Raw genomic sequence first — 20,907 nt, 5'->3', positions numbered from 1 at the left:
CCGCAGGTGCGAGGCCCCGCCCGCAGGGCCAAAAAATCGGCCCCCTCTCCACCCACATTCCGTCCGACCTTCCCAATGCCCGCGCCCGAGGTTCTGGCCGAACACGCATGTGTTCGGACGGAAGCGAGGGGCGGCGCATCTCTTCACCGACGGGGCTGACGGACAGGGTCAAGGGAGGCCAGATTTGGACCACCAAATCTCTGCCGGAAAAACCGGCGGGCTTGAGCCCGCCGGTTTTTGTGGATGGCCGCCTTGAGGCTGGCCGGCAGTCCTGTTTCAACCTCCAGTTTTGACCCCCGGCAGGACCGCTTGCGGTCCTTCTGTTCCCCCGGAGACACCGGCCGCAGGCAGGGGTCTTCGGGGTCTGGCGCAGACTTCCCTGTAACAGGGAAAGGGCCGCCCCGAGGGCGGCCCATCCTTGTGAGAGGATTACTCCTGCGGTTCCTTCGCACTCGGCGGGAACATCACCAGCTCCTGGACTGCGACCGGGAAGTCGAGCTTGAGGCTGAAGAACTCCGAGCCGTCCCCGTTGCGGGTGTTGCGGAACATCGCGCCGACGCGCTGGAACCGGGTGCGTTCATTGCCGTCGTTGTCGGTGAACTTGACGGGAACGGTGGCGACGTAGTGGTTGGTCATTTGGGTCTCTCCTTTTTGCGATGGGGATCGACCGGCACGGGGGACAAGGGGCGGCCGCAAATGCAAATGCGGAGGGTCCGCGCGCCCCGCGCGTGGAAACCGTATTTGTGTTTGCCGGAGCGAAGCGGAGGGCACGGACGGCCCGACCCCGTGCGATCCACATCTGTGAGCAAAAAAGAGAGACCCGGGTGAGCGGCCCTGATCTTAACGCCATCGATCCCGCTCAGTTGCCAAGACCGGAGCAGGATAGACCACCCCGGTTTGAGCCATTGGCACGATGATCGACCCACCCGGCGAATCGGCACAGCAGGTGTCAGCTTCGATGACTTCGCAGCGCCGCGGCCATGAGCGCGACCAGTCCCGCGAGCAGGGTGTGACCGGTCACCGGATGTTGTTGAGCGAAGGAGACGAAAGCTTTGCGTTCAGGAACCGATACCTTCAAAGATGGCACGCGTCTCTTCCAACCGGTCCAGCGAAGCGCCAATGTGATCGCGCCAGCGCGGCCCGACGTCCATCGCAGTGGTGTAAGCTTCAGACAGATCATCAGGACGATCCTCTGCCAGCACCTTGACGAGAAATGCCGCCTGCTCCCGGTCCTTCGCCGATTTGAGGCTCCCTGCCCCGTCACGGCGCCGGTCGGCAATGATCAGCTTGTGGATCGCATAACGTTCCGGGCGCGGGACCTGGACCAGAACGCCGGACCGATAGATCGCAGCCGCATGGATCGGCTCGGCAATCAGGAAGTTGAGATAATTCAAAGCTTGGGCGTTCACGCCCAGGGCGGGCAGATCACGGATGGTCTCGTCTCCGAAGGCCGGTGTGAGAAACTCAACGAGCTGGCCACTGCCACCCTGCGCCCATCGCCAGGTCCGACCTCGGTCAAGAGCCGGCAGGGGATCAAACTTGAGCGTCGAGAAGGTCTCGGCCAGCCCGGGGTCAACGTGATCCTTTAGCGCGATGCTGAGTTTTTCGAACTGAGCAATGTCGATGTCCCCGGTATTGGCCATGCCCCCCAAGGGCAAACGAATACCAAGCTCACCCTCGTAAAGCCGGAACGCATTTGTCCCGACCATGGTGCCACCCAAACGGAAAGTCCCGGCTGCTGCCATCGCCGAAAGGATGGAGCCCGTCGCGCGGTCGGTCGGTGTCATGCCTTCGGCGCGCAGGAGCCGAACCAGTCGAGACCGTTCAGCCTGCCGATCCTTGGCAGTCGCGCGCAGCTCCTCGATCCGGTCGATACGTGAACGCGTCTCGTCGTTGTCTTCTCCGATATAGACAAACCGCATCTCTGTTCCGACACGACGCGCGGCGTACCAATAGGCCTTGTCGCCGCGGGTTTTGAGCGTGGGCTTGCCTTCGACACCGGACAAGGCGTCGTCCTTCAGGAGACGCACCAGATCGGTATAAGCGCTTGTGGCTATGCTGCTGAGAGGTATCATGCCAATCAATTTGAAATTTTGCTTGGTACGCATATACCTATCAAAACATGAAATTGCTAGGCAAAAAGGACTGGGGAGCACCACCGCATCCTTGAGAAACGACGAAAGGGCCGCCCTTAGGCGACCCTCTCAAACTCACTCACTCGTTGCCTTCGCCGGATCAGCAACCCGCATGACCGTCAGCCCCTTCGCCTCCGCCTTCTGCCCGAGGTTTAGCGCGACCCCATTGCCACCGAAGAGCACGACGCCGGTTGCGGCGAACTTGTCGTCCAGCATCTCGTCGTTGCACTTGAAGGGTGCCGCCCGCCCATGTGCGGACCATCGCGGATCGAAGCGTGCCTGCGCGACGCCGCGCGCCCGCGCCCACCGAGCCGCGATCATCTCGGCGCCATGCTTGCCACCCTTGTGGCAGAGGAAGATCTCCTGGTTGCGGTTCTGCCGGATTCGCTCGCGAACCTTGTCGAGTGTCGAGAAGATGACGTCGATATCGGTCCAGTCGGTCGCCCCCGAGACGATCAGGGGAACCCCCTCGACCTTCGACTTTTCTGCGGTTTCGCGGTCATGCTGTTCCAGGAGCTGCCGGGCTTCAAACACGGCTCCGGTCTCCTGAGCGCGAGCGCTGGCCCGCGACCCCGATGCGGGGATGAAGGCGTGGCCAGTCTCGACCTCGTAGCATTCCGCCGCCGCCTCGCTCATGACCTCAATCGCTCCGACGATCTCGCGGAGTTGCAGAAAGCGAGCTTGCGCCTCTTCCAGAGCGGTCTCGGCGATCTCCGATCCGTCATGGGATTTCGCCAGGGCCCCGATCTTGTCGGCGGTGCGGTCCATTTCCTTTCCGAGGGCAACCTTGCGCCGCTGCAGGATCGTGGCGAGCCCGTGCGCGAGCGGTTCGATCTCGGCTTCCAGCCCGGTGTTCCGCAACTGGCCGAGCAGGGTCTCGAAGGTCTCGCGGATGATGCTGTCCTTCAGGATGTGATCGTCGGGGTTCGGCAGGTCCGCGCCTTTCTCGGTCAGGCCGAATAGTTCGATGGTCTCGTAGGTGTTCGCTTGGTCGTAAGCCATTGTTCATATCTCCAGATGTTCGGGATTACTTGGCTCACCACGGGAGTGTGGTGGCATGGCCGAAATTCTGGTTCACCGAATCTGTCCGGGTCAGGGACGGCGCAGCCGCCGGCTTGGCGGGCGCAAAAGTTTTCAGGGCACATCGCTTCCCGCAGCCGGGTCATCGAACACTTAACCGCCCTCTCCATCGCCGCTGCCCCCACCGAAAAGTTTTGCGATCCTTGAGGCGGGCTGATTTGGGGGCCATCCGGAGGATATGCTTCCGCACTCATGTGTGTGTGTGTTGACGGTAGGTTTGCCCGACGCGAGCAGGCAAACGGCGCGACCGGACGCGGGAGACGGATGAAGCGGCGGGATCGTTTTGCATTTTGCAAAACAGACCGGAGCGCAATCCGGCGGAGCGGCCGGGGAGCGACGTGCTCGCGAGACGGGCAAACCGGGACGCCGGGCGCAACGCCGCGGTGAGGCCGCATGGCCGAATGCGCGATCGGCCACAGGCCGATGCTCAACCGCGACTTGGCGTACCGAGCAGAAGTGGCCGCAAGGCATTGACCTCCCAGCCAGTCGACCGCACCCCAGCTCTTGTCAAGAAACGTCCAATTCGGTAGTCTGTTGGCACACCGAGAGGCCCGTCATGAGTGTTCAAAAACAGACCGTCAGCTTCACCGATACCGCCTATGCCTTCGCCAAAGAGTTGGTCGAGGCAGGGGAATACCCCAATATGAGTGCGGCAGTGTCGGGTGAATTGGCGAAGGCCAAGGCGGAGCGTCAACGTGAGCAATCCGTTCTCGAGGCAGAATTGGAACGGCGCCTGTCCCTGCCGCTCGATCAATGGGAGCCGGTTGGTGAGGCTTCACAAGTCACCGCGGGCGCGCGCGCGCATCTGGCCGCGATATCCCACAAGACCTGATGCGCTTCGTCCGGCACCCGTTCTTCGAGCGGGATCTCATTGGCATTGTCGATCACATTGTCGAGGTCACGCAAGGCGACACGGCGGCCGCGCTGCGGCGGCTCGACGAGATCGATGCCATGCTTCAGGCCATTGAAGAAAATCCGACCTCGGGCATGCGTCTCGGCGGAAAGCTGGACGGCTGGCTCGTGCGGCACGGCGGCTCCGGGTATCGGCTGACCATCGTGTTTAGGCCGGATGTCGAGGCCGGGGTAATCTACCTTGCCCTGGTCGCCTTCGGCGGGCGAGATTGGATGCGGCTGGCATCTGTCAGAAAGGTCTTCTCCGAATAGGCTTTCGCCACCAAGCGCCGGAACACCACGCGGCCTCCTGATGACGAAACCCAAGTGTCAGCCCACGGCGGCAGCGACGAAGGGGTCGACCTCCGGTTCGATCTTTTGCGTGCGCCCCATCCAGGGCTCAGGCCGGATGGCTTTGACCCAATCGGCGAAACTCGGGATGAAGCCCAGATCCTCACGCACATGCTGTTCACCGACCCAACGGGTCGGGATCACCCGACCAGTGGACAGGGTGAGCGTGGGCCCAAAGATTGTCTCAGCCATGAATATGCCTTCGGCATGATGACGAAGGGCGCGATGGCGGAAGTCGGCGGTAATCTCCTTGCTCGCATCGAACCAGCTGTGGAGGGCCATGAAATCGTCGACCTCGCCGCCCCATTTCTTCACCGAGGACAGGGAATGGTGGTAGGGATGTGCCATTGCCGCCTCCTTAAAATGTATGTTCGTAGGATTCAGTGGCGGTGTAGCGCTCGTTGTGATCGAGCGTGATCACGCGCGATTTCACATCGAAGGTGAACTCGCCATATGCACCGTCATTGTTCTCCCAGCCGGGATGGGTCTCGGCAAGAAAATCATAAGCCAGCTGTTCGACCGCCTCTTCGATGGTCATGCTGTGTTCGGTCACTTCGTCTGTCCCCCAACTCGCGCGCGAGAGGGAAATCTGCCCCTTGTGCAGGTCAACATTCTTTCCGCCTGATAGGGCTGAGACGTCTTCGATCTGGCCGCTGTCACCATAGCCATCGAAGGCAACGATAACCTGCGCGATATCCGCTGCCGCCAGGACATCGAAGAGCACCTTCTTGTTGGCGGGTCGGATACTCGCGGACAATGCCTCGAAGCGCTGACGATCAGCGTAATAGCGTTGCATCGAGGCGGACATATCAAAAGTCTGACCCGGGGCGTTGTTGGTATCGGTCATGGGAGTTCTCCAGGAGAGCAGGTAAGGGATGAACCCACCGACGCTCTCTCACCCAGCAGGTTCACCCTGCCCCAAGCCCGCTTTCACTCTTTTCCCCGACAAATGACACTTAACGTGTTATGGCGGGCCCCAGCCCAGCGACTGTCACCCGAATGGGCGCAGAGCGGCAGCTCCGAACGACCATTTGGCCGCGATCGCACCTGGCTCGAAAGAGACATGTAAGAGCGCTATTGGCCTTAGGGAGAACGGAGCGGCCGGGCTGCAGGCGCAGCCTAAGGCGCGGTGCCACGCCCATCGGGCGTGGCAGGGCTCATAACTGCTTAGGCAAATCCCAAACATCGGCTACAGGGTCGGCGTTCAATCAGGGTTAGGCCAATAGGATTTTCACCTGGTCAGATCGTCCAAAGACGGAACGAAAAAAGGCGCCATCTCGGGAGGTGAGATGACGCCTGATTTCTTGCGTCCACGCTGCGGGAGGAGGTGCAGCGCAGAACTCCGGTCCGACCCCCAGGGAGGAGGAGAGGAGGCCCAACCTTCAAGAAAAATGTAGGGGGAATGCTGCGCCGCAACAAGGGGTTTCGCTGCAATGCAGCTATGCATGTCATGCAATGCTACATTCTTGCGCATGTCGTATATTATTGTTCAGAAATTGGGCGCACTCTGTGTCGCGGCGACTGCCTCGAGTTGGGGAATAGGAGCCGCGTTTACGCGGCTCCCGTCCGGTAACGATCTTCTCCCTGATCCATCAGGCGACCAGTGAAAGACCTCCCGTCTCCTGTGCCTGCTCGCCGCTGTCGACGAAGGGGATGATCGAGAAGGTCTGACCGCCGCGCTGCTCTTCGTTCTGCACGGCGTTGACCCGCAGATCGCCATCGGGCGTGTTGATGAGGAGCGAGACATAATCATTGCCCGTACGATTGCTCTTCGCCATCCAGGCCGAGCCCATGCGGATTGGGTGGCCGCGTGGTGAGGAGACCTCAATCCGGTAGTCGGGGTGAGTTTCCTCGGTCTTGAATTCGTTCTCGATCAGCATGAAGTCGAGATCGAACATCATATTGGCGATGTAGCCGGCAAAGGCGTTGTCGGCATCCATCGCCGTCAGCTCACCCGAGATCGAGCCGGACTTCATCTCGCCGTTCGAGACCAGCGGGATGATTTCAAACGCGCCGCTCCCGGCCTCGCGTGCTTCTTTGGTCTGCACCGCGTTGACGCGGAACGGGCCGAGGCCGACATCGATCTGCATCGAGACGTAAGGATTACCGCTGGTATTGCCGGTCTCGCTCCAGGCCGTGCCGATGCGCACCTTGCGGCCCGACTTGTTCACCGCGGTCACGTCAAAGTCGGGGCTGCGTTCGGACATCTTGGTCCGCGTCTCGAGCTGGATGGCGATATCGAACCGCGCGGAATGGATCATGCCGGAATAGACGGCGGCTGCGGTTTCGGCGTTTTTGGTCAGGGTTCCTGCGAACATGGGTCTTCTCCTTGGGTTTGCCGGTGCCTGACACTTGGCCAGAGCACACGGGATTGCTTTTCGACCCCTCATGGGATCACCAATTCAGAAAGCCCTCTTTCCTCTCTCCCCCCACTGTGCAACACGAGACACCACTCAGATCGGTGCCTGCGACCTCCCCGCACGCACCCGTCCCCTGCCCTTTTTCGGCAATGGTTCGGACAGGAACGCATCCGGAACTGCTGAACCCTGACGCCGCGCCATAGTCCCGGATGGTACGCTTTGTCAGTATGGCCTCCCCGTCACAGGCGCGGCAGAAGGCGTGATCCTGCAGGTCGGTGCTCTCCCATAACTGCAACTCGGTATTCCAGCCGACCCAGCAATCCCGCAGGACGTCTTCGCTGCCACAGGCGCTGCAATGGATGGTGACGCCCAGGTCGGGACGGGAGACAAAAAACGACATCTCATCCCCATTCAGCTTTGTGCCGCTTCGGTCCGTGAGGCCGATCGAACTGCCATTCGGCAGATAGGTGATCAGGTATTGGCCAGGTGGATCCCGGTGGACGCGGTAGCCTTCATGTGACCAGTGCACGGAGTGTCTCGCATCCACGGCGGATTCGATCTCTGCGAAGTTCATATTGATCTCCGTAGGGGATTGGTTGGGAATGCCCACGGGCCCGATCAATCGATCTGGCCCGTGGAATGGACGTTTTGGAGTCTGGACCTGCTCGAGCCGACGCGTGTCAGGCGGCTTCCTGGGACGCGCCAGTTTGGGCACCGGTGATCCGAGACAAGATCGCGGCGGTATCAACGCCCTCTCCGTGCGGCACGAAGACCCGGAGCTGGAAGGCGATGATCTCTGTAAAGCAGCCCATGGCCTTCAGCCCGTCGATCATGCCCCGGTCGGCCCCGTCGATCTCAAGACGGGCCGCCCCCGCGACCCGGCGGCGGATGAGCGTGAGACCGCGACCGAGATCGACCGGCGCTGTGGACCCGAGTGCCGCCGTCAGCACCTCCTGCGGGGTCTTCGGGGTGCCAACCATGAACCGCGCGCGCAGCGCCGCTGCGCCGTCCTCGCTGACGGTCCGGCCGATCATGCTTGCCTGGCCCTCTGGCGTGACGCGGTAGATTCGCTCGTTGCCCGACGGGATGTCCTTCCAGATCGGAAGAAGCAGCCCCGTCAGCAGGTAGAGCTTCGTCGTGGCGGTTTTAGGGAGACTATCGGCCTCCTTGTCCCAGAGGCGGCGGAACTCTGACGGTTTGATCTCCTCCCAGGCGGAGGCCTGGAACTTCCCTTCCTCGACATAGGTGGACCCGCTCGGCCGCGTCACCTTGCGCATGAGCGTGACAATCTCCTCGTCATACATCTGCATCGGACGCGAAGAGATCAACGCCACGCGACCCGACGCGCGATTGATCATCGGCTGCTTATCAGGATTTCGATCCAGAGCCTCTTCAGCGGCGAGAACATGGACGGGGTCCGTCACTTCGAGCCCGATGATCCGTGTCACCGCGCCGGAGCGCGGACAGGTCCAGAGGTCTTCTGCCGAAACCTGCTCGATCCTCTCGCCGTGTAAAGTCTCGACGCCGAGATCGAGCGTGCCTGCCGCCCGCGCCCGCTCGGTCTGGTCGGCAATGCGGCTCATGAACTCGGCAAAGAGCGCGTTCTGCATGTGGATCGGCAGCGCCAGCACGCGGTTGAGGAAGCGCTGGATCGGCGGAAGTTCTTCGAGCAGCACGCCGTCCTGATCGATCAAACGAAGCGCTGTCCAATCGCAGAACTGCTCGAAGCTCATCGCCCCGGCACGCCCGGCGGCCAGATCGGCATAATAGCCGCGGAGCGCTCCCCTTGCGATCGGGCTTTCGAGATTGTCCTCCTCGCGGAACATGCCCTGGGAGCCGGTCTCGCGCTGGCCCTTGGTGAGCGCGCCGAGCTGGTCGAGCCGCCGAGCGATCGTCGAGGTGAACCGCTTCTCGCCGTGCACGTCCGAGGTGCAGACCCGGAAAAAGGGCGCGGACACCTGAGCCGAGCGATGCGTGCGGCCGAGCCCCTGGATCGCCGCGTCGGCCCGCCAGCCGGGCTCGAGGAGATAGTGCCGCCGCCGCTTCTGGTTCTTCGCCGTCTGGGCGGCGTGATAGGACCGGCCCGTCCCGCCGGCATCGGAGAAGATGAGAATGTCCTTCTCGCCGTCCATGAAGGCGCGGGTTTCCGAGGAATTGCTGCTGGCGGATCGCTTCTCGATGAAGAGAGCGCCGTCACCGGATTTAAGGGGTCTGATGGAGCGCCCGGTCACCTCGGCCACGGCCTCATCGCCGAAGGCCCAAAGGATCTGATCGAGCGCCGCGGGGATCGGCGCGAGGGACATCAGCTCCATCATCGCGGCATCCCGCAAGGCCTCGGCCTCGCGCGAAACGACCAGGGCACCATTCGCATCCCGGAGTGGTTCGGCCACCATGTTGCCGTCGATCTCGATCAGCTTCTGGGCGTGGATCGGGAAGGCCTGTTCGAGGTAGGAGAGCACGTAGTCGCGTGGTGTCAGCGCGCCTTGCACGAGCTCGTCTTCAGGATCCATCGCCTCGAGCCGGCGTTTCAACAGGCTCTCTCCAGTTGAGACCACCTGGATGACGCAGGCATAACCGTCCGCAACATCCTCTTCGATGGCGCGGATGACGGTCGGGGCCTTCATGCCCATCAGGAGATGGTTGAAGAAGCGCTGCTTGGTGCTCTCGAAGCGCGACTTTGCCGAGGCCTTGGCGGCAGAGGCGTTCGTCTGACCGGAGGCGTCGTTGACGCCAGTCGCGGTCAGCGCGGCCTCAAGGTTGTGGTGGATCGTCCGGAAGGCCCCGGCATAGGCGTCGTAGATCTCGATCTGGGCCGGTGTCAGCGCATGTTCGAGCACGTCATACTCCACGCCGTCAAAGCTGAGTGCTCGCGCGGTGTAGAAGCCGAGGGTCTTCAGATCGCGTGCCACGACTTCCATCGCCGCCACGCCGCCGGCCTCCATCGCGGAGACGAAACTCTCTCGGCTCGGGAATGGATATTCCGGCCCCTGCCCCCAGAGCCCGAGCCGGGAGGCATAGGCAAGGTTTTGCACGCTGGTGGCGCCCGTCGCCGAGACATAGAAGACCCGCGCCCGGGGCGCAGCGAGTTGGAGGCGTAGCCCGGCGAGACCCTGCTGGGAGGGCTTGACGCCCCTGCCCGCGTCGGACCCGGCGGCATTCTGCATGGCGTGGGCCTCATCGAAGGCCAGCACGCCGTCGAAGTCTTCGCCCATCCAGTCGAGAACCTGACTGAGACGCGTGGTTCCGCATTTGCCCGCCGAGCGCAGCGTCGCATAGGTCACGAAGAGGATGCCGTCGCCCATCGGAATGGGTTGGTCCGGCTTCCATTTGGAGAGCGGCTGGATGTCGGCGGGCGAGCCGCCGAGATCGGTCCAGTCGCGGATGGCGTCCTCGATGAGCGTGGCGGATTTGGAAATCCAGACCGCCTTGCGCCGCCCGGCGAGCCAATTGACCAGGATGAGCCCTGCGCATTCCCGGCCTTTGCCGCAGCCGGTGCCATCGCCGAGGAAATAGCCGAGCCGATAGGCCTTCGCCTCCAGATCGGTGTCGGCGCGGGTCATCCGGGTCTGGTCCTCATCGATGGTAAACCGCCCCGGCAGGTCGCGCGCGTGCGCGTCGTTCGCCATGAGGATGGTCTCGAGCTGGGCTTCGGAGAGATGGCCCCCCTCGATCAGGCGACCGGGCAGGCGCAGATCGGCGGCGGCTTCGTTCGACGGGACTGGGGGCGCCACCGAGGCCATGGCGATGCTCTCGACGAGCGGCGTGGGATGCTCTTGCGCACCCGCGATCTCGATCCGCTGCGGACGGTAACGGGCATAGATGTCGGAGACGGGGGTGTTTTCCCGGGGTGTGTCGAGATTGGTGAAGGACAGCGGGACAGCGGCGTGGGATGTCGATTTGACAGTAGAGGTTGCGGTGGCGGGGAGCTTGCGCGCGGCGGGCGCACCGCCTTGCCGTGGGACATGCCGGACCTGTGCTCTGGTCTGGACGAGAGACGCACCGGGTCGCGACTTACCGATGTTATCGACGATTTCCCGCGCCGCATCCAAATCGTCGACAGCTGAGCGCACAAACTCGACGTCTTCCTGCAGCTTGTCGAAGACCATGAGCTGCGTTTCGACGGTGGTGCCAAGTTTGCGATAGACATGGCCGGGGATGGTGAGCGCAAGGCGCGGTTTTGCGATGGCCGAGGCCCGTGCCCAATGCCCCGCATCCCGTTCCGGCGTGAAGCCCGTGGGCATAATTGCAACGAGACGCCCGCCGGGCGCGAGGCGTTTGGCTGCGGAGATCAGATGTTTCGCCGCGATGTGCTTGTCGCGCGACCGATCGACCGAGGAGGCGAAAGGCGGGTTCATCACGATAACACTGGGAAGTTCGGAGGTTTCGAGAAGATCGTCGATATGCTCGGCGTCGAAGCCGGTCACCTGTATATCAAAGATCGCCTCGAGAAGCGCCCGGCGAAAGGAGTCGATCTCGTTGAGCATCGGCTTGCCGCCAGAGCGAACGGCAAAACCGGTCAGTGCGCCGGTGCCTGCGGAGGGTTCGAGGAAGGTTTCGCCGGGACGGATGGCCGCGGCACGCGTGACCAGCGCCGCATAGGGCAGCGGCGTCGAGAACTGTTGCAGGCGGATCTGCTGCTCGGAGCGCCGCGTCTCCGTCAGAAGCCGTGAGGAGAGCAATCTGGCCATCGCAAGCGCGTCCGAACTGCTGTCCCGCACAAGCTGCATGACCGCGGCGGCCTGCATCAGGTCATAGGCCATGCGCCAGAACCACGCGCCGCCGGCATCGCTGCCACCGAAAGTCTCGCGCATGATCCGAGCGAGCGATGAGCTCTTGAGCGGTTGCTTCTCAATCTCGCTGCCGATCAGGCGAATGGCCTGAAGAAGGTGAGGTTTCGATGGGAAATCGCGTGCGAGTACCGGGCTTCGGTTGTCCATATCGTCTGTCCTTTGAGTCAGGTTGTGGGTTCGACAGGACAGAAAGCCGCCTCTGCGCTTTTGTCTGCGCGGAGGCGGCTCAAGGCTGGACAGATGGCGACGCTGCCGGCGGTCAGGAACCGTTCCCGGCAAAGAACTCCGCCAGAACGGGGCTCGCGTCACCCTTCGCGGTGCCGAGAAGCTCGGACCCGGCAAGCGAGGCCTTAGACAGACGCATGAGGCCGCCTGTCTCCTCGATGCGGTAGCAGCGACGCTTCTGCCGCCCGCGCCGATAATGGGTAGCGGTCACGATCTGGCAGGTGCTGCCATCGGTCAGCGTGACGGGCGCAGCGAGCTTGATCCTGTCGCCCTCTTCGTATTCCGGGATCGCGGCCCAGTCGCGGCAGCGCTGGCGCCAGGCATGGGCATGGCTGTCGGGATCCTTCAACTCGGACAACAGGGCAAGAAGACCGAGCGGTGCCCGCGACTCCACCGGCCCGGCGCTCTCCTCCATGTCCTTGTAGCCCCAGCAGCCATCGTCGTAGCGCGTCAGGAAGACGGCCCCGAAGGTGATCGACCCGTCCTCGTCGGTCACATAGGTCGCATCCTCGACCCGCGAGCCGTCGATATTCGTGACCTTCGCTGCCGCATACCAGGTCGAGCCGACCTTGCAGGCCTTGAGCAACAATGTCTTGCGGGTATCCGTCTCGAAAGTGCAAAGCCGTGTGATTTCCGCTTTCTCGTCCGCGTAGGTTTTGACGCGGCGGTCGGTATAGAAAAGCCAGCCCACTATGCTGCCCTCCGGTCATCGATTTCGATGAGCGCATCGAGCGGCACGCGGTAAGGCAGCATCTCGTCGAAATCCTCGCAATTGCCGCTATTCTGCACGAGGGCGTGGGTGTCGGTGGCGTCCTTCAGGATCACCCGGAACGTCCCGCCGAGACCGGAGGGCACGTCGTAGGTGCCGCCGATCAGGTAGTCAGCGGCGCGGCGCAGGAAAACGCAGATCGTGTGGCCATCGGTTGCCAGCCGGATAGTGTCGTGACCGCGGTCGATCAGCATCTGCACGTCATCGAGAATGTCGGTGTAGAACTGGCCCGTCAGATCGCGAAACGCCACCTGCCGCGCCGCCATCCAATCCGGATCGCGGAACGGGTTGATGCCCTTGGCGAAGGCATATGTGGGATCGGCGCGTTCGGTGGTGACGATCCGCGTGGTCGAACCGTCGATGCCATTGGAGCGCAGATGCACACCATTGCCGACGATCAGGATCAGGGCGGGTTTGCCCACCGGCCCGTTCCAGTTGGGAAGGAAGGTGGAGCAGCCGCGCGCATGCGCGATCTGCGCCGCGACGCTCGCCGCAGTGAAGCTAAGAAGGGACATGGGATTTACCTGTAAGATGGAGGGAAGGGTGCGACCCGCGCCGGACATGCCGAGCGGGCCGCCTGCTCGATCAGGCCGCTTCGGCGACCTTGGTTTCATCTTCGGGTGTCTCGGCCTCACTGGCGTCGACCGGTTCGGCGCCTGCCGTCTGCATCATCGGCGGGCACCAGGACGCGACCGCCGCCCGCTGCGCTTCCGTCAGCGTGGCGAAGGGCTCGGCGAAGAGCTTGTCGCAGAATTCGACGACTTGCTTTTTGGTCGAAGAGGCCAATGTCACCGCTTCTTGAGCAAGCCCCAGCTCCTCGCCGAGAATCTTCAGGAGCCAGGCCTTCTTAAAGCGGTTGAAAAGCGCCGCATTCGGTGTCCAGTGCGCCCGGATGTCCGGCATGATCTCGATCTCGAAGTCGTGCATCAAGCTGTCGCGCTGCCGGTCCCGCGCGAAGCAGGACTGCGTCGTGGCCGCTGCGGCATAGGCCACGAGTTTCGCCTTCTCGCCCGCATCGAGCGCCCGGAATAGCGCGAACTGGTCGGCAGGGGATTTCGCGTCATCGCCCCAGGAGAGGTCGAGTGCGTCATGGGCCTCGGCCACCTGCTCAAGCGAGGTGCCGTCGATCTCGTCCATCTTGGCGTGGGTGCGATATTCCTGGCGGGCATCGACCTTGATCGCCTGGGTGACGCCCATGCCGATGGTCAGCACATCCGTAACCAGCTTGAAGAGCGTGAGATCGAGCGTCGCCTCCGGGTGCATCGCCATTGCCGCGCCGAGCGCCATCGCCCGCTCGGTCTTCAGGTCCTCGGTGAGCGAGGCGGGATAGGTGATCTCATCACTGTCAGCCGTGCCGTGGTCCTTTGACGTACCCGAGGCCTTGCCCGCGCTTTCGACCCTGTCCTCGGGACGCACCAGGCCGACATGCAGACTGATCTTGCCATGCGACCAGGCGGCGATCACGCCAGAGCGCGCAAGATCCTCGGCGCCGTAGGCCTCCTGCAGATCCCGTGCTTCGGCCTCCAACTCATCGACCCGATCGTAGAGTTCATTGTAGGCCGCGTCCTCGAGCTCCTCGTTCTCCATCTCGCGTTCCAGTTTCTCAAGCTCGGCGGTGATCTCATCGACACGTTTACGGCCTTTCTCGTCGGGCTCGACCGGACCTGGATAGACCCGGCCATAGTCTGCCATGGCGGCATAGTCGTACTGGATGACCGCATCGGCCCAGGCAAAGCCGATCTCTGCCCGAGCCTCTTCGGCGGCGGCGGCGAGTTTTTCGAGGAGGATCGTTTCGACCAGCGCGGAATCCTCGAGCACGGAATGCTCGTCCAGCAGATCGGCCGCGATGGCGCCGCCGCGCGCCTCGTAGTCTTTGCGCACGAAGGCCCCGATATCGTCGCTGACCTGGACGCCGCGGGACTTCAGCGCGTTCCGCACGGTGTAGGCCTGGACATAGTTGTCCTCCTTGGTGAGCGCCTCGAAGACCTCGCGTTGCACCTCCTGGCTGGGATGATCGGCAAAGGCCTTCATTGTATCGAGCGTGATCGATTTGGCGCGGGCCGCGTCGCGGATGTCGGGATGGATGAGCCCATAGCGCAGCCGGCCTTTCACGGCAGCGACCGTGGTACCGAAGGTCTTGGCGATGGTTTCCGGCGTCTGACCGTCGATCTCCATCATCCGGGCGAAGGCCTCAAACTCGTCGATGGCATTCATCGGCGCCTGGGTGATGTTTTCGGCGAGCGACAACGCGGTGGTCACATCACAATCGTCGGGGACCAGGCGGCAATCGATTTTCGTGCGGTTGGTGAAGCCCTTGACGGTCTTGTCCGCAGCAAGTTCCAGCAGGGCCGCGTGACGACGGCCACCGGCGAGCACCCCGAACTTGCCGTCGATCTTCTGGACGAGCAGCGGTTGCAGGAGGCCCAATACCGCGATGCTGGCCTTTAGATGCGCGATATTCTCGGAGGCGTAGGTCTCGGGGGAATTGGTCCGTACGTTCGCGGGATGGGCGACAAGATCGCCGATGGCGACGGTGGTGGGTTTGAACGACTGAGTCATGACATGTCCTTCTCGACGTGTTTGAGAGGGCCGCACGGGTCTTCGCGCGACCGATCCCCGGATCCGGGAACCAACAGGACAAGAGGCCCACTTTCCCTTTTTTTGGGGGTCAGTGGGCCCGTCGGTGATGGAAGGTTGGGGTGCGGCCTGCCCTACCAGTCGCGCGCCATCATGACGGTCAGCACGCGCATGGTGGTCTCGGGGTTCTCGGGCGTTTCCGCCCCATAGCGAAAATCGGAACTGGCCTCATACAGATCCAGTTTCCAGAACACGGTCTCACCCCGGATCGTCACCGCCCCGAAATCGTGCCAGCCTTCGGGATCGTTGTCCGGCTCGAATGTATTAAAAGCACCGGTGGTCTGGACGGCTTCCATCACGAAACCATCACCTGCCTCGATCAGGGACTGGGTTACAACCAGCCGGCCCTGGATCGCCTGATCCGGAGCGATGCCCAGACAGGCAAACTTGCGGAAGGCATCGTTCTGGGCGGCGATGACGGTGGCATTCGGTCCGGGAAAATCTGCGGGTTCGGCACGGCTCATGGGTCTGTCCTTTCGGGATGTGTTGAAAACACCTGACCCAAAGCCAGCTTTTCCTTTCACCACGCCCTACCAGCCCGGACAGCCCCGGCCTCAAGCGGCCTGTTCCCCCTGCCCCGCCTCCGACGCGGCGACGAGATAGTCGCAGGCGCGCTGCGCGTCCGCCGCATGTTTGAAGATCGCCCGCTTGTCCGAGCGGAGTACGCGGACTTATCGCGAGGACAGCATAATGCGGAGGATAGTTTTCAAGGCTGTTTGATTTCAATGCATTGGGCCGGGGCAGTGTCGCCCTTGCTGCCCATTATTTGAGACTGGAGGTTCCCTTGGTTGACCCAACAAACCAAGGAGAACCAAATGCCATCATCTAAACCTGAAGAGCTTTCGAAGCTTCGCGACACCCTGCACCGGCAGCGTTACAGCCCGACAGTCATTCAAAATTATTGCCTCTATGCGGGTCAATTCCTCGCTTATCTGGAGGAGCGGGCGATTGACCTGCGCGACGTCACGCCGGATCTTGTCGCCGAATACCTACGCCATGCAGTCCGGCAGTTTCAAAAGGACCGCGGGCGCGCACCGGGGTCCAACTGGGCATCGATACCGCGGTCGGGGATTTACGCTTTGATGCGCTCCGCCCTGCCAGAATGGCCTCCAGTGCCGCCTGCCACGACCGAAGCGGAGCGCGTCGCCCGAGAGGTCTGCGACCAGTATGAGCGATGGCTGCAAGCCGAACGCGGTCTGGCCGAGCCCTCGATCACGGCGCTGATGTGGGAGGCGCGCCATTTTTGCAAATGGTTCGTCCAGCGGTACGGAAAAGCCGGTTTTGCCGATCTGAGCGTGCGCGACATTGATGCCTACATGGATGTCAGGGCGCCGGGCTTGACTCGTAAATCGCTCAAGGACGTGGCCGAACGGTTGCGCGGCTTCCTGCGGCATCTACACCGGTGCAAGTTGCATCCGAATGATCTCTCAGGTCATGTGATCGCCCCGCTTCTCTACGCCTACGAGGGTATTCCGTCGATCCTGACCGCCGAACAGATCGCGGCGGTGCTCGAACTTGCGGGGCAAGACAGCTCGCCCTTGGGGTTGCGTGATCACGCGATCCTGCAGCTGCTTGCCAATTACGGCTTTCGGTCCGGCGAGGTCGGCCGCCTGCAGATCGAGGATATCAACTGGCGGGCAGATACCATTCGGGTGCAACGCTCCAAATCCAATGCCACGGACGTGCTGCCTCTGATGGAACCCGTGGGGGAAGCGATCCTGCGATATTTGCGCGCTGGCCGTCCGGAGACTGATGCAAGGACTGTCTTTCTGAGAAGCCGGGCACCCTATCAGGCAATGAAGGCGGGCGGGCTCTATGGTGTGGTCAAACGGCGCCTCGCTGTTGCCGGAATTGAGCTTGTTGGCAAGCGCGGACCGCACATCTTCCGCCATGCCCGTGCGGTCAGCATGCTGAGGGCATCCAGGGGTCGAGTGCGGCTGAGTGCGGAATCCCCCTTTAAGGCTCTGATTGATACAAATTCATCGATTTCGCTCGAGTGTCCTGTAGACCGTTGGGCGTGAGACTGAGAACAACTCGGCCAGATCACTGATGGAATAGTCTCCGGTGGCGTGCATTCTGGACAGCTCTTTTTGTTGTTTTTCAGATAGTTTTGGCTGTTTTCCACGGAGTTTGCCCTTGGCGCGGGCGATGGCCATACCTTCGCGGGTACGCATGCGGATGAGGTCGGCTTCGAACTCCGCAAAAGTGGCGAGGATGTTGAAGAACATCTTTCCCATCGGATCGGTGGGATCGTAGACCGAAGCGCCGAGGGCCAATTTGACACCCTTGGCCTCCAGTTGATCGGCGATGGCACGGGCGTCCGGGACGGATCGGGCCAGCCGGTCGAGTTTCGGCACAACAAATGTGTCGCCTTCACGCACGGCGGCGAGGGCTTGATCCAGACCAGGTCGAGCACGGTTGGTGCCGGTCAGACCATGGTCGGTATAGATACGATCCGGCGCGACGCCGAGATCTTCGAGCGCCTGTTTCTGGGCCGTCAGGTCCTGGCCGTCGGTGGAGCAGCGGACGTATCCGATTTTGGTCGTGGTCATGAAGTGAGTGTACGAATAAGGGGCCTCTTTTGCAAATTTAATCGTACCATGTATATGAGATGCTCAAAGCGGTGGTTTCATACGCTTTGCCCAATCGACCAAACCTGTCCGCTGATCGCTCCTCTTACGGACAAGGTATAGCCCACGAGTTCCACCTTCACCTGAACCAAGATTCCGAGACCCATGTCCCATCGCACTGTCCTAACGGCACGCCAGCGCGCTGCGCTCTTCGATCTACCTACCGACGAGGCGTTGCTTCTGCACCACTACACGCTGGCCGATGATGACATCGCGCATATCCGCTCCCGGCGGCGTGCGGAAAATCAGATGGGTTTCGCTCTCCAGCTTTGCGCTTTTCGATATCCGGGACGCCTGCTTCGCCCCGGCGAAATAATCCCGGAAGCGGTCTCGCGCTTCATCGCAGCGCAGTTGGGCCTGCAGGCCGATGATCTGATCCCATACGCCGCGCGGGAGAACACTCGCTATGAGCATCTTCACGCGCTGCGCAAAATTTACGGATACAGGATGTTCACGGGCAAATGGGCGAAGACGATGCGCGTCTGGCTGGAACAGAATGCCGAAGCAGCGCATTCCAGTGAAGGTCTTGTCCGAGGTTTCATCGAGGAGTGCCGTGATCGTCAGATCATCCTGCCCAGTCTCTCGACCATCGAACGGCTGTGCGCCGATGCCCTGGTTGCGGCAGAACGTCGGGTCGAGGCCCGGATTCACGCGCGCCTTGATCACCGGATGCGTGCCACACTGAACGCACTTCTGGATGAAGAGGTGGAAGGGCGGATCAGCCGGTTTGTCTGGCTGCGTCAGTTTGAGGTTGGCAAGAACTCAGCGGATATCAACCGGCTGCTGGATCGGCTGGAGTTTCTGCAAGGCATTGACCTTGGGCCAGACATTCTGGTGGATATCCCACCCCATCGGATCGCACGGCTGCGCCGCCAGGGTGAGCGCTATTTTACCAGTGGCCTACGTGACATCACCAGTGACCGGCGGTTTGCCATTCTGGCCGTGTGCGCTCTGGAATGGAAAACCGCGCTTGCTGATACCATTGTCGAAACCCATGACAGAATAGTCGGTACAATCTGGCGGGAAGCGACGCGGCTGAGCGAAGCCAAGGTGGCCGAAGCCCAGGCGGATATTGATGCGACATTGGCTGGGTTCGAGACCCTGGGTACGATGCTGTTGCTTGCAAAGGGCGATGACGTGGCTATCGCGGGGGCCGTGGATGCATCCTGCGGGTGGGGTGGCCTGGAAAAACTTGTCACCAATGCCAGTCAACTCAGGGCGACCGTCAAAGCTGATGCTCTGACCTATATCGAAAAGGGATATCATCGCTTCAAACTCTATGCGCGGCGGATGCTGAAGGCGCTGGAGCTTTCGTGTGGGGCTGCACTGCAACCGTTGCTCGCGGCGACGTCTCTGATCGGTGATGGAGTTGCGCACGCGGAAAACTCCCTCTCGTTTCTGCTGCCCCGGTCGAAATGGCGCAAGCAATTCGATCACCCGGATGCCAACCGGGACCGGCTCTGGATTGTCGCCGTCATGGCCCATCTGCGTGACGCATTCCGCTCCGGCGATGTCTGGTTGGTACAATCGCGGCGATACGCAGACATGAAACGAGCGCTTGTCCCCATCGAAGTCGCCCGCAGCATGGGCCTCGCCATACCACTGGAGCCCGAGGCCTGGATCGCAGACCGAAAATGTCGCCTAGCGGCGGGGATGGCCCGTCTTGCGGAAGCGGTCAGGACAGGCACATTGCCCAATGGGACCGTTGAAAATGGCGAACTGCGGATCGACCGGCTTGAGGCCGATATCCCCGACGAGACCAGTGAACTGGTGCTCGACCTCTATCGGCGTATGCCTGAGGCGCGGATCACGGATATTCTGATGGAGGTGGATCACGCCACCGGTTTTACCGACGCTTTCACCCATCTGCGCACGGGCGTGCCTTGCGCGGATCGTATCGGTTTGCTGAATGTGATCCTGGCCGAAGGACTGAACCTCGGCCTGAGCAAGATGGCCGCGGCCACCAGCACCCATGACTACCTCCAACTTTCGCGATTGTCGCGTTGGCATGTCGAAAGCGAAGCTTTGGCCCGCGCCTTGGCCATGGTCGTCGAGGCACAGGCGCGATTACCGATGGCGCAGTTCTGGGGAGGCGGGATCACCGCTTCAAGTGATGGCCAGTTCTTTCCGACTGCCCGTCAGGGCGAAGCGATGAATCTCATCAATGCCAAATACGGCAGCGAACCCGGGTTGAAAGCCTATACCCACGTTTCCGACCAATACGCGCCCTTCGCCACGCAGGTCATCCCGGTCACCGTGAGCGAAGCTCCCTACATACTGGACGGATTGCTGATGAATGAGGCCGGGCGGAAGGTTAAAGAACAATACGCTGACACTGGCGGGTTCACCGATTTGGTCTTCGCCGCCACATCCCTGCTCGGATACACGTTCATTCCCCGCATCCGCGATCTGCCGTCAAAACGCTTACATGTGTTTGAGCCGAAGGCAGTCCCGGATGAGTTGAAAGGACTGACGGGGGACCGCATTCGCGAGGCCACGATCATCGCCAACTGGTCCGACATCCTACGCGCTACAGCCACCATGCTGGCCGGCAGAATACCGCCCAGCCAATTCCTCAAGAAACTTTCTGCCCGCCCCCGACAAAATGACCTGGCGCTCGCGCTACGTGAAATCGGACGGGTAGAACGGACACTCTTTATCATCGAATGGGCGCTCGATATGGACATGCAGCGCCGCGCCAACATTGGCCTGAACAAAGGCGAAGCCCACCACGCTCTGAAGGGTGCCCTGCGAATCGGACGACAGGGCGAAATCCGCGACCGTACCACAGAAGGTCAGCATTATCGGATCGCAGGGCTAAACCTCTTAACCGCCATCATTGTCTTCTGGAATACACGAGAACTCGCAAAATCCGCAGCAGCCCGAAAACAGGAAGGACTCGACTGTCCGCCAAACCTCCTCGCCCACATCTCACCTTTGGGGTGGGCACATATCGTGCTCACTGGCGAATATCGATGGAGGATAAGCACCAACCAAGCCGCTTAAAGGGGGATTCCGCACTCAGCCGCACTCGACCCC

General features: G+C 61.8%; 17 protein-coding genes and 1 pseudogene. 4 read left to right on the top strand and 14 right to left on the bottom strand.

Annotated elements, in window-relative coordinates:
- Positions 1 to 429: 429 nt before the first annotated feature.
- From AB9K37_RS01920 to AB9K37_RS01910, 3 genes are all read right to left on the bottom strand, one after another.
- On the bottom strand, positions 430 to 636 hold the full coding sequence (locus tag AB9K37_RS01920; RefSeq protein WP_076626064.1) for a hypothetical protein: 207 nt from the start codon (positions 634 to 636) through the stop codon (positions 430 to 432).
- Positions 637 to 1,058: 422 nt separating this feature from the next.
- Positions 1,059 to 2,108, bottom strand: coding sequence for a GSU2403 family nucleotidyltransferase fold protein (locus AB9K37_RS01915; protein WP_229743375.1), 1,050 nt, complete (start codon positions 2,106 to 2,108; stop codon positions 1,059 to 1,061).
- Between the two features lie 102 nt (positions 2,109 to 2,210).
- Positions 2,211 to 3,137 (bottom strand): DUF2493 domain-containing protein, encoded by a 927-nt coding sequence (locus AB9K37_RS01910; protein WP_369835299.1) that lies wholly within the window; start codon positions 3,135 to 3,137, stop codon positions 2,211 to 2,213.
- 634 nt (positions 3,138 to 3,771) lie between these two features.
- On the opposite strand from AB9K37_RS01910, the gene AB9K37_RS01905 reads away from it, so the two are divergent.
- Together AB9K37_RS01905 and AB9K37_RS01900 are read left to right on the top strand one after the other, a co-directional pair.
- Positions 3,772 to 4,047: a hypothetical protein gene (locus AB9K37_RS01905; protein WP_076626014.1), complete on the top strand. Its 276-nt coding sequence runs from the start codon at positions 3,772 to 3,774 to the stop codon at positions 4,045 to 4,047.
- On the top strand, positions 4,047 to 4,379 hold the full coding sequence (locus tag AB9K37_RS01900) for a type II toxin-antitoxin system RelE/ParE family toxin (protein ID WP_076626015.1): 333 nt from the start codon (positions 4,047 to 4,049) through the stop codon (positions 4,377 to 4,379). Before AB9K37_RS01905 ends, AB9K37_RS01900 begins: the two co-directional genes overlap by 1 nt.
- A gap of 57 nt (positions 4,380 to 4,436) precedes the next feature.
- On the opposite strand, the gene AB9K37_RS01895 is transcribed toward AB9K37_RS01900, so the two are convergent.
- The 10 genes and pseudogenes from AB9K37_RS01895 to AB9K37_RS01850 form a co-directional block, all read right to left on the bottom strand.
- On the bottom strand, positions 4,437 to 4,805 hold the full coding sequence (locus AB9K37_RS01895) for a hypothetical protein (RefSeq protein WP_076626016.1): 369 nt from the start codon (positions 4,803 to 4,805) through the stop codon (positions 4,437 to 4,439).
- Between the two features lie 10 nt (positions 4,806 to 4,815).
- Positions 4,816 to 5,304, bottom strand: coding sequence for a DUF6878 family protein (locus AB9K37_RS01890; protein WP_369835298.1), 489 nt, complete (start codon positions 5,302 to 5,304; stop codon positions 4,816 to 4,818).
- Between the two features lie 745 nt (positions 5,305 to 6,049).
- Entirely contained in the window at positions 6,050 to 6,775 is a 726-nt protein-coding gene (locus AB9K37_RS01885) for a DUF736 family protein (RefSeq protein WP_076626018.1), read from the bottom strand.
- Between the two features lie 76 nt (positions 6,776 to 6,851).
- Positions 6,852 to 7,391 (bottom strand): hypothetical protein, encoded by a 540-nt coding sequence (locus AB9K37_RS01880; RefSeq protein ID WP_076626019.1) that lies wholly within the window; start codon positions 7,389 to 7,391, stop codon positions 6,852 to 6,854.
- Positions 7,392 to 7,497: 106 nt separating this feature from the next.
- On the bottom strand, positions 7,498 to 11,754 hold the full coding sequence (locus AB9K37_RS01875; protein WP_076626020.1) for a bifunctional class I SAM-dependent methyltransferase/DEAD/DEAH box helicase: 4,257 nt from the start codon (positions 11,752 to 11,754) through the stop codon (positions 7,498 to 7,500).
- A gap of 112 nt (positions 11,755 to 11,866) precedes the next feature.
- Complete coding sequence (locus AB9K37_RS01870; protein WP_076626021.1) at positions 11,867 to 12,523, bottom strand: hypothetical protein; 657 nt, start codon at positions 12,521 to 12,523, stop codon at positions 11,867 to 11,869.
- Entirely contained in the window at positions 12,523 to 13,116 is a 594-nt protein-coding gene (locus AB9K37_RS01865) for a regulator (protein ID WP_076626022.1), read from the bottom strand. Before AB9K37_RS01865 ends, AB9K37_RS01870 begins: the two co-directional genes overlap by 1 nt.
- A 70-nt stretch (positions 13,117 to 13,186) precedes the next feature.
- Positions 13,187 to 15,160: a ParB/RepB/Spo0J family partition protein gene (locus AB9K37_RS01860; protein WP_076626023.1), complete on the bottom strand. Its 1,974-nt coding sequence runs from the start codon at positions 15,158 to 15,160 to the stop codon at positions 13,187 to 13,189.
- A gap of 152 nt (positions 15,161 to 15,312) precedes the next feature.
- Complete coding sequence (locus tag AB9K37_RS01855) at positions 15,313 to 15,702, bottom strand: DUF3768 domain-containing protein (protein WP_076626024.1); 390 nt, start codon at positions 15,700 to 15,702, stop codon at positions 15,313 to 15,315.
- A 90-nt stretch (positions 15,703 to 15,792) separates the two neighbouring features.
- Positions 15,793 to 15,909, bottom strand: a pseudogene (locus AB9K37_RS01850) (antirestriction protein); the annotation flags it as partial.
- A 144-nt stretch (positions 15,910 to 16,053) separates the two neighbouring features.
- Between AB9K37_RS01850 and AB9K37_RS01845 the strand changes: the two are divergent.
- Positions 16,054 to 17,259 (top strand): tyrosine-type recombinase/integrase, encoded by a 1,206-nt coding sequence (locus tag AB9K37_RS01845; protein ID WP_369835297.1) that lies wholly within the window; start codon positions 16,054 to 16,056, stop codon positions 17,257 to 17,259.
- Here the strand turns inward: AB9K37_RS01845 and AB9K37_RS01840 are convergent.
- On the bottom strand, positions 17,218 to 17,790 hold the full coding sequence (locus AB9K37_RS01840; protein ID WP_274841176.1) for a recombinase family protein: 573 nt from the start codon (positions 17,788 to 17,790) through the stop codon (positions 17,218 to 17,220). The genes AB9K37_RS01845 and AB9K37_RS01840 overlap by 42 nt on opposite strands.
- A 183-nt stretch (positions 17,791 to 17,973) precedes the next feature.
- On the opposite strand from AB9K37_RS01840, the gene AB9K37_RS01835 reads away from it, so the two are divergent.
- Positions 17,974 to 20,874: a Tn3 family transposase gene (locus AB9K37_RS01835; protein WP_369835296.1), complete on the top strand. Its 2,901-nt coding sequence runs from the start codon at positions 17,974 to 17,976 to the stop codon at positions 20,872 to 20,874.
- Positions 20,875 to 20,907: the final 33 nt, after the last annotated feature.

It is taken from the genome of Donghicola sp. XS_ASV15 (assembly GCF_041224595.1).
Lineage (GTDB): Bacteria > Pseudomonadota > Alphaproteobacteria > Rhodobacterales > Rhodobacteraceae > Donghicola.
This window is presented reverse-complemented; position numbering and strand designations above follow the sequence as displayed.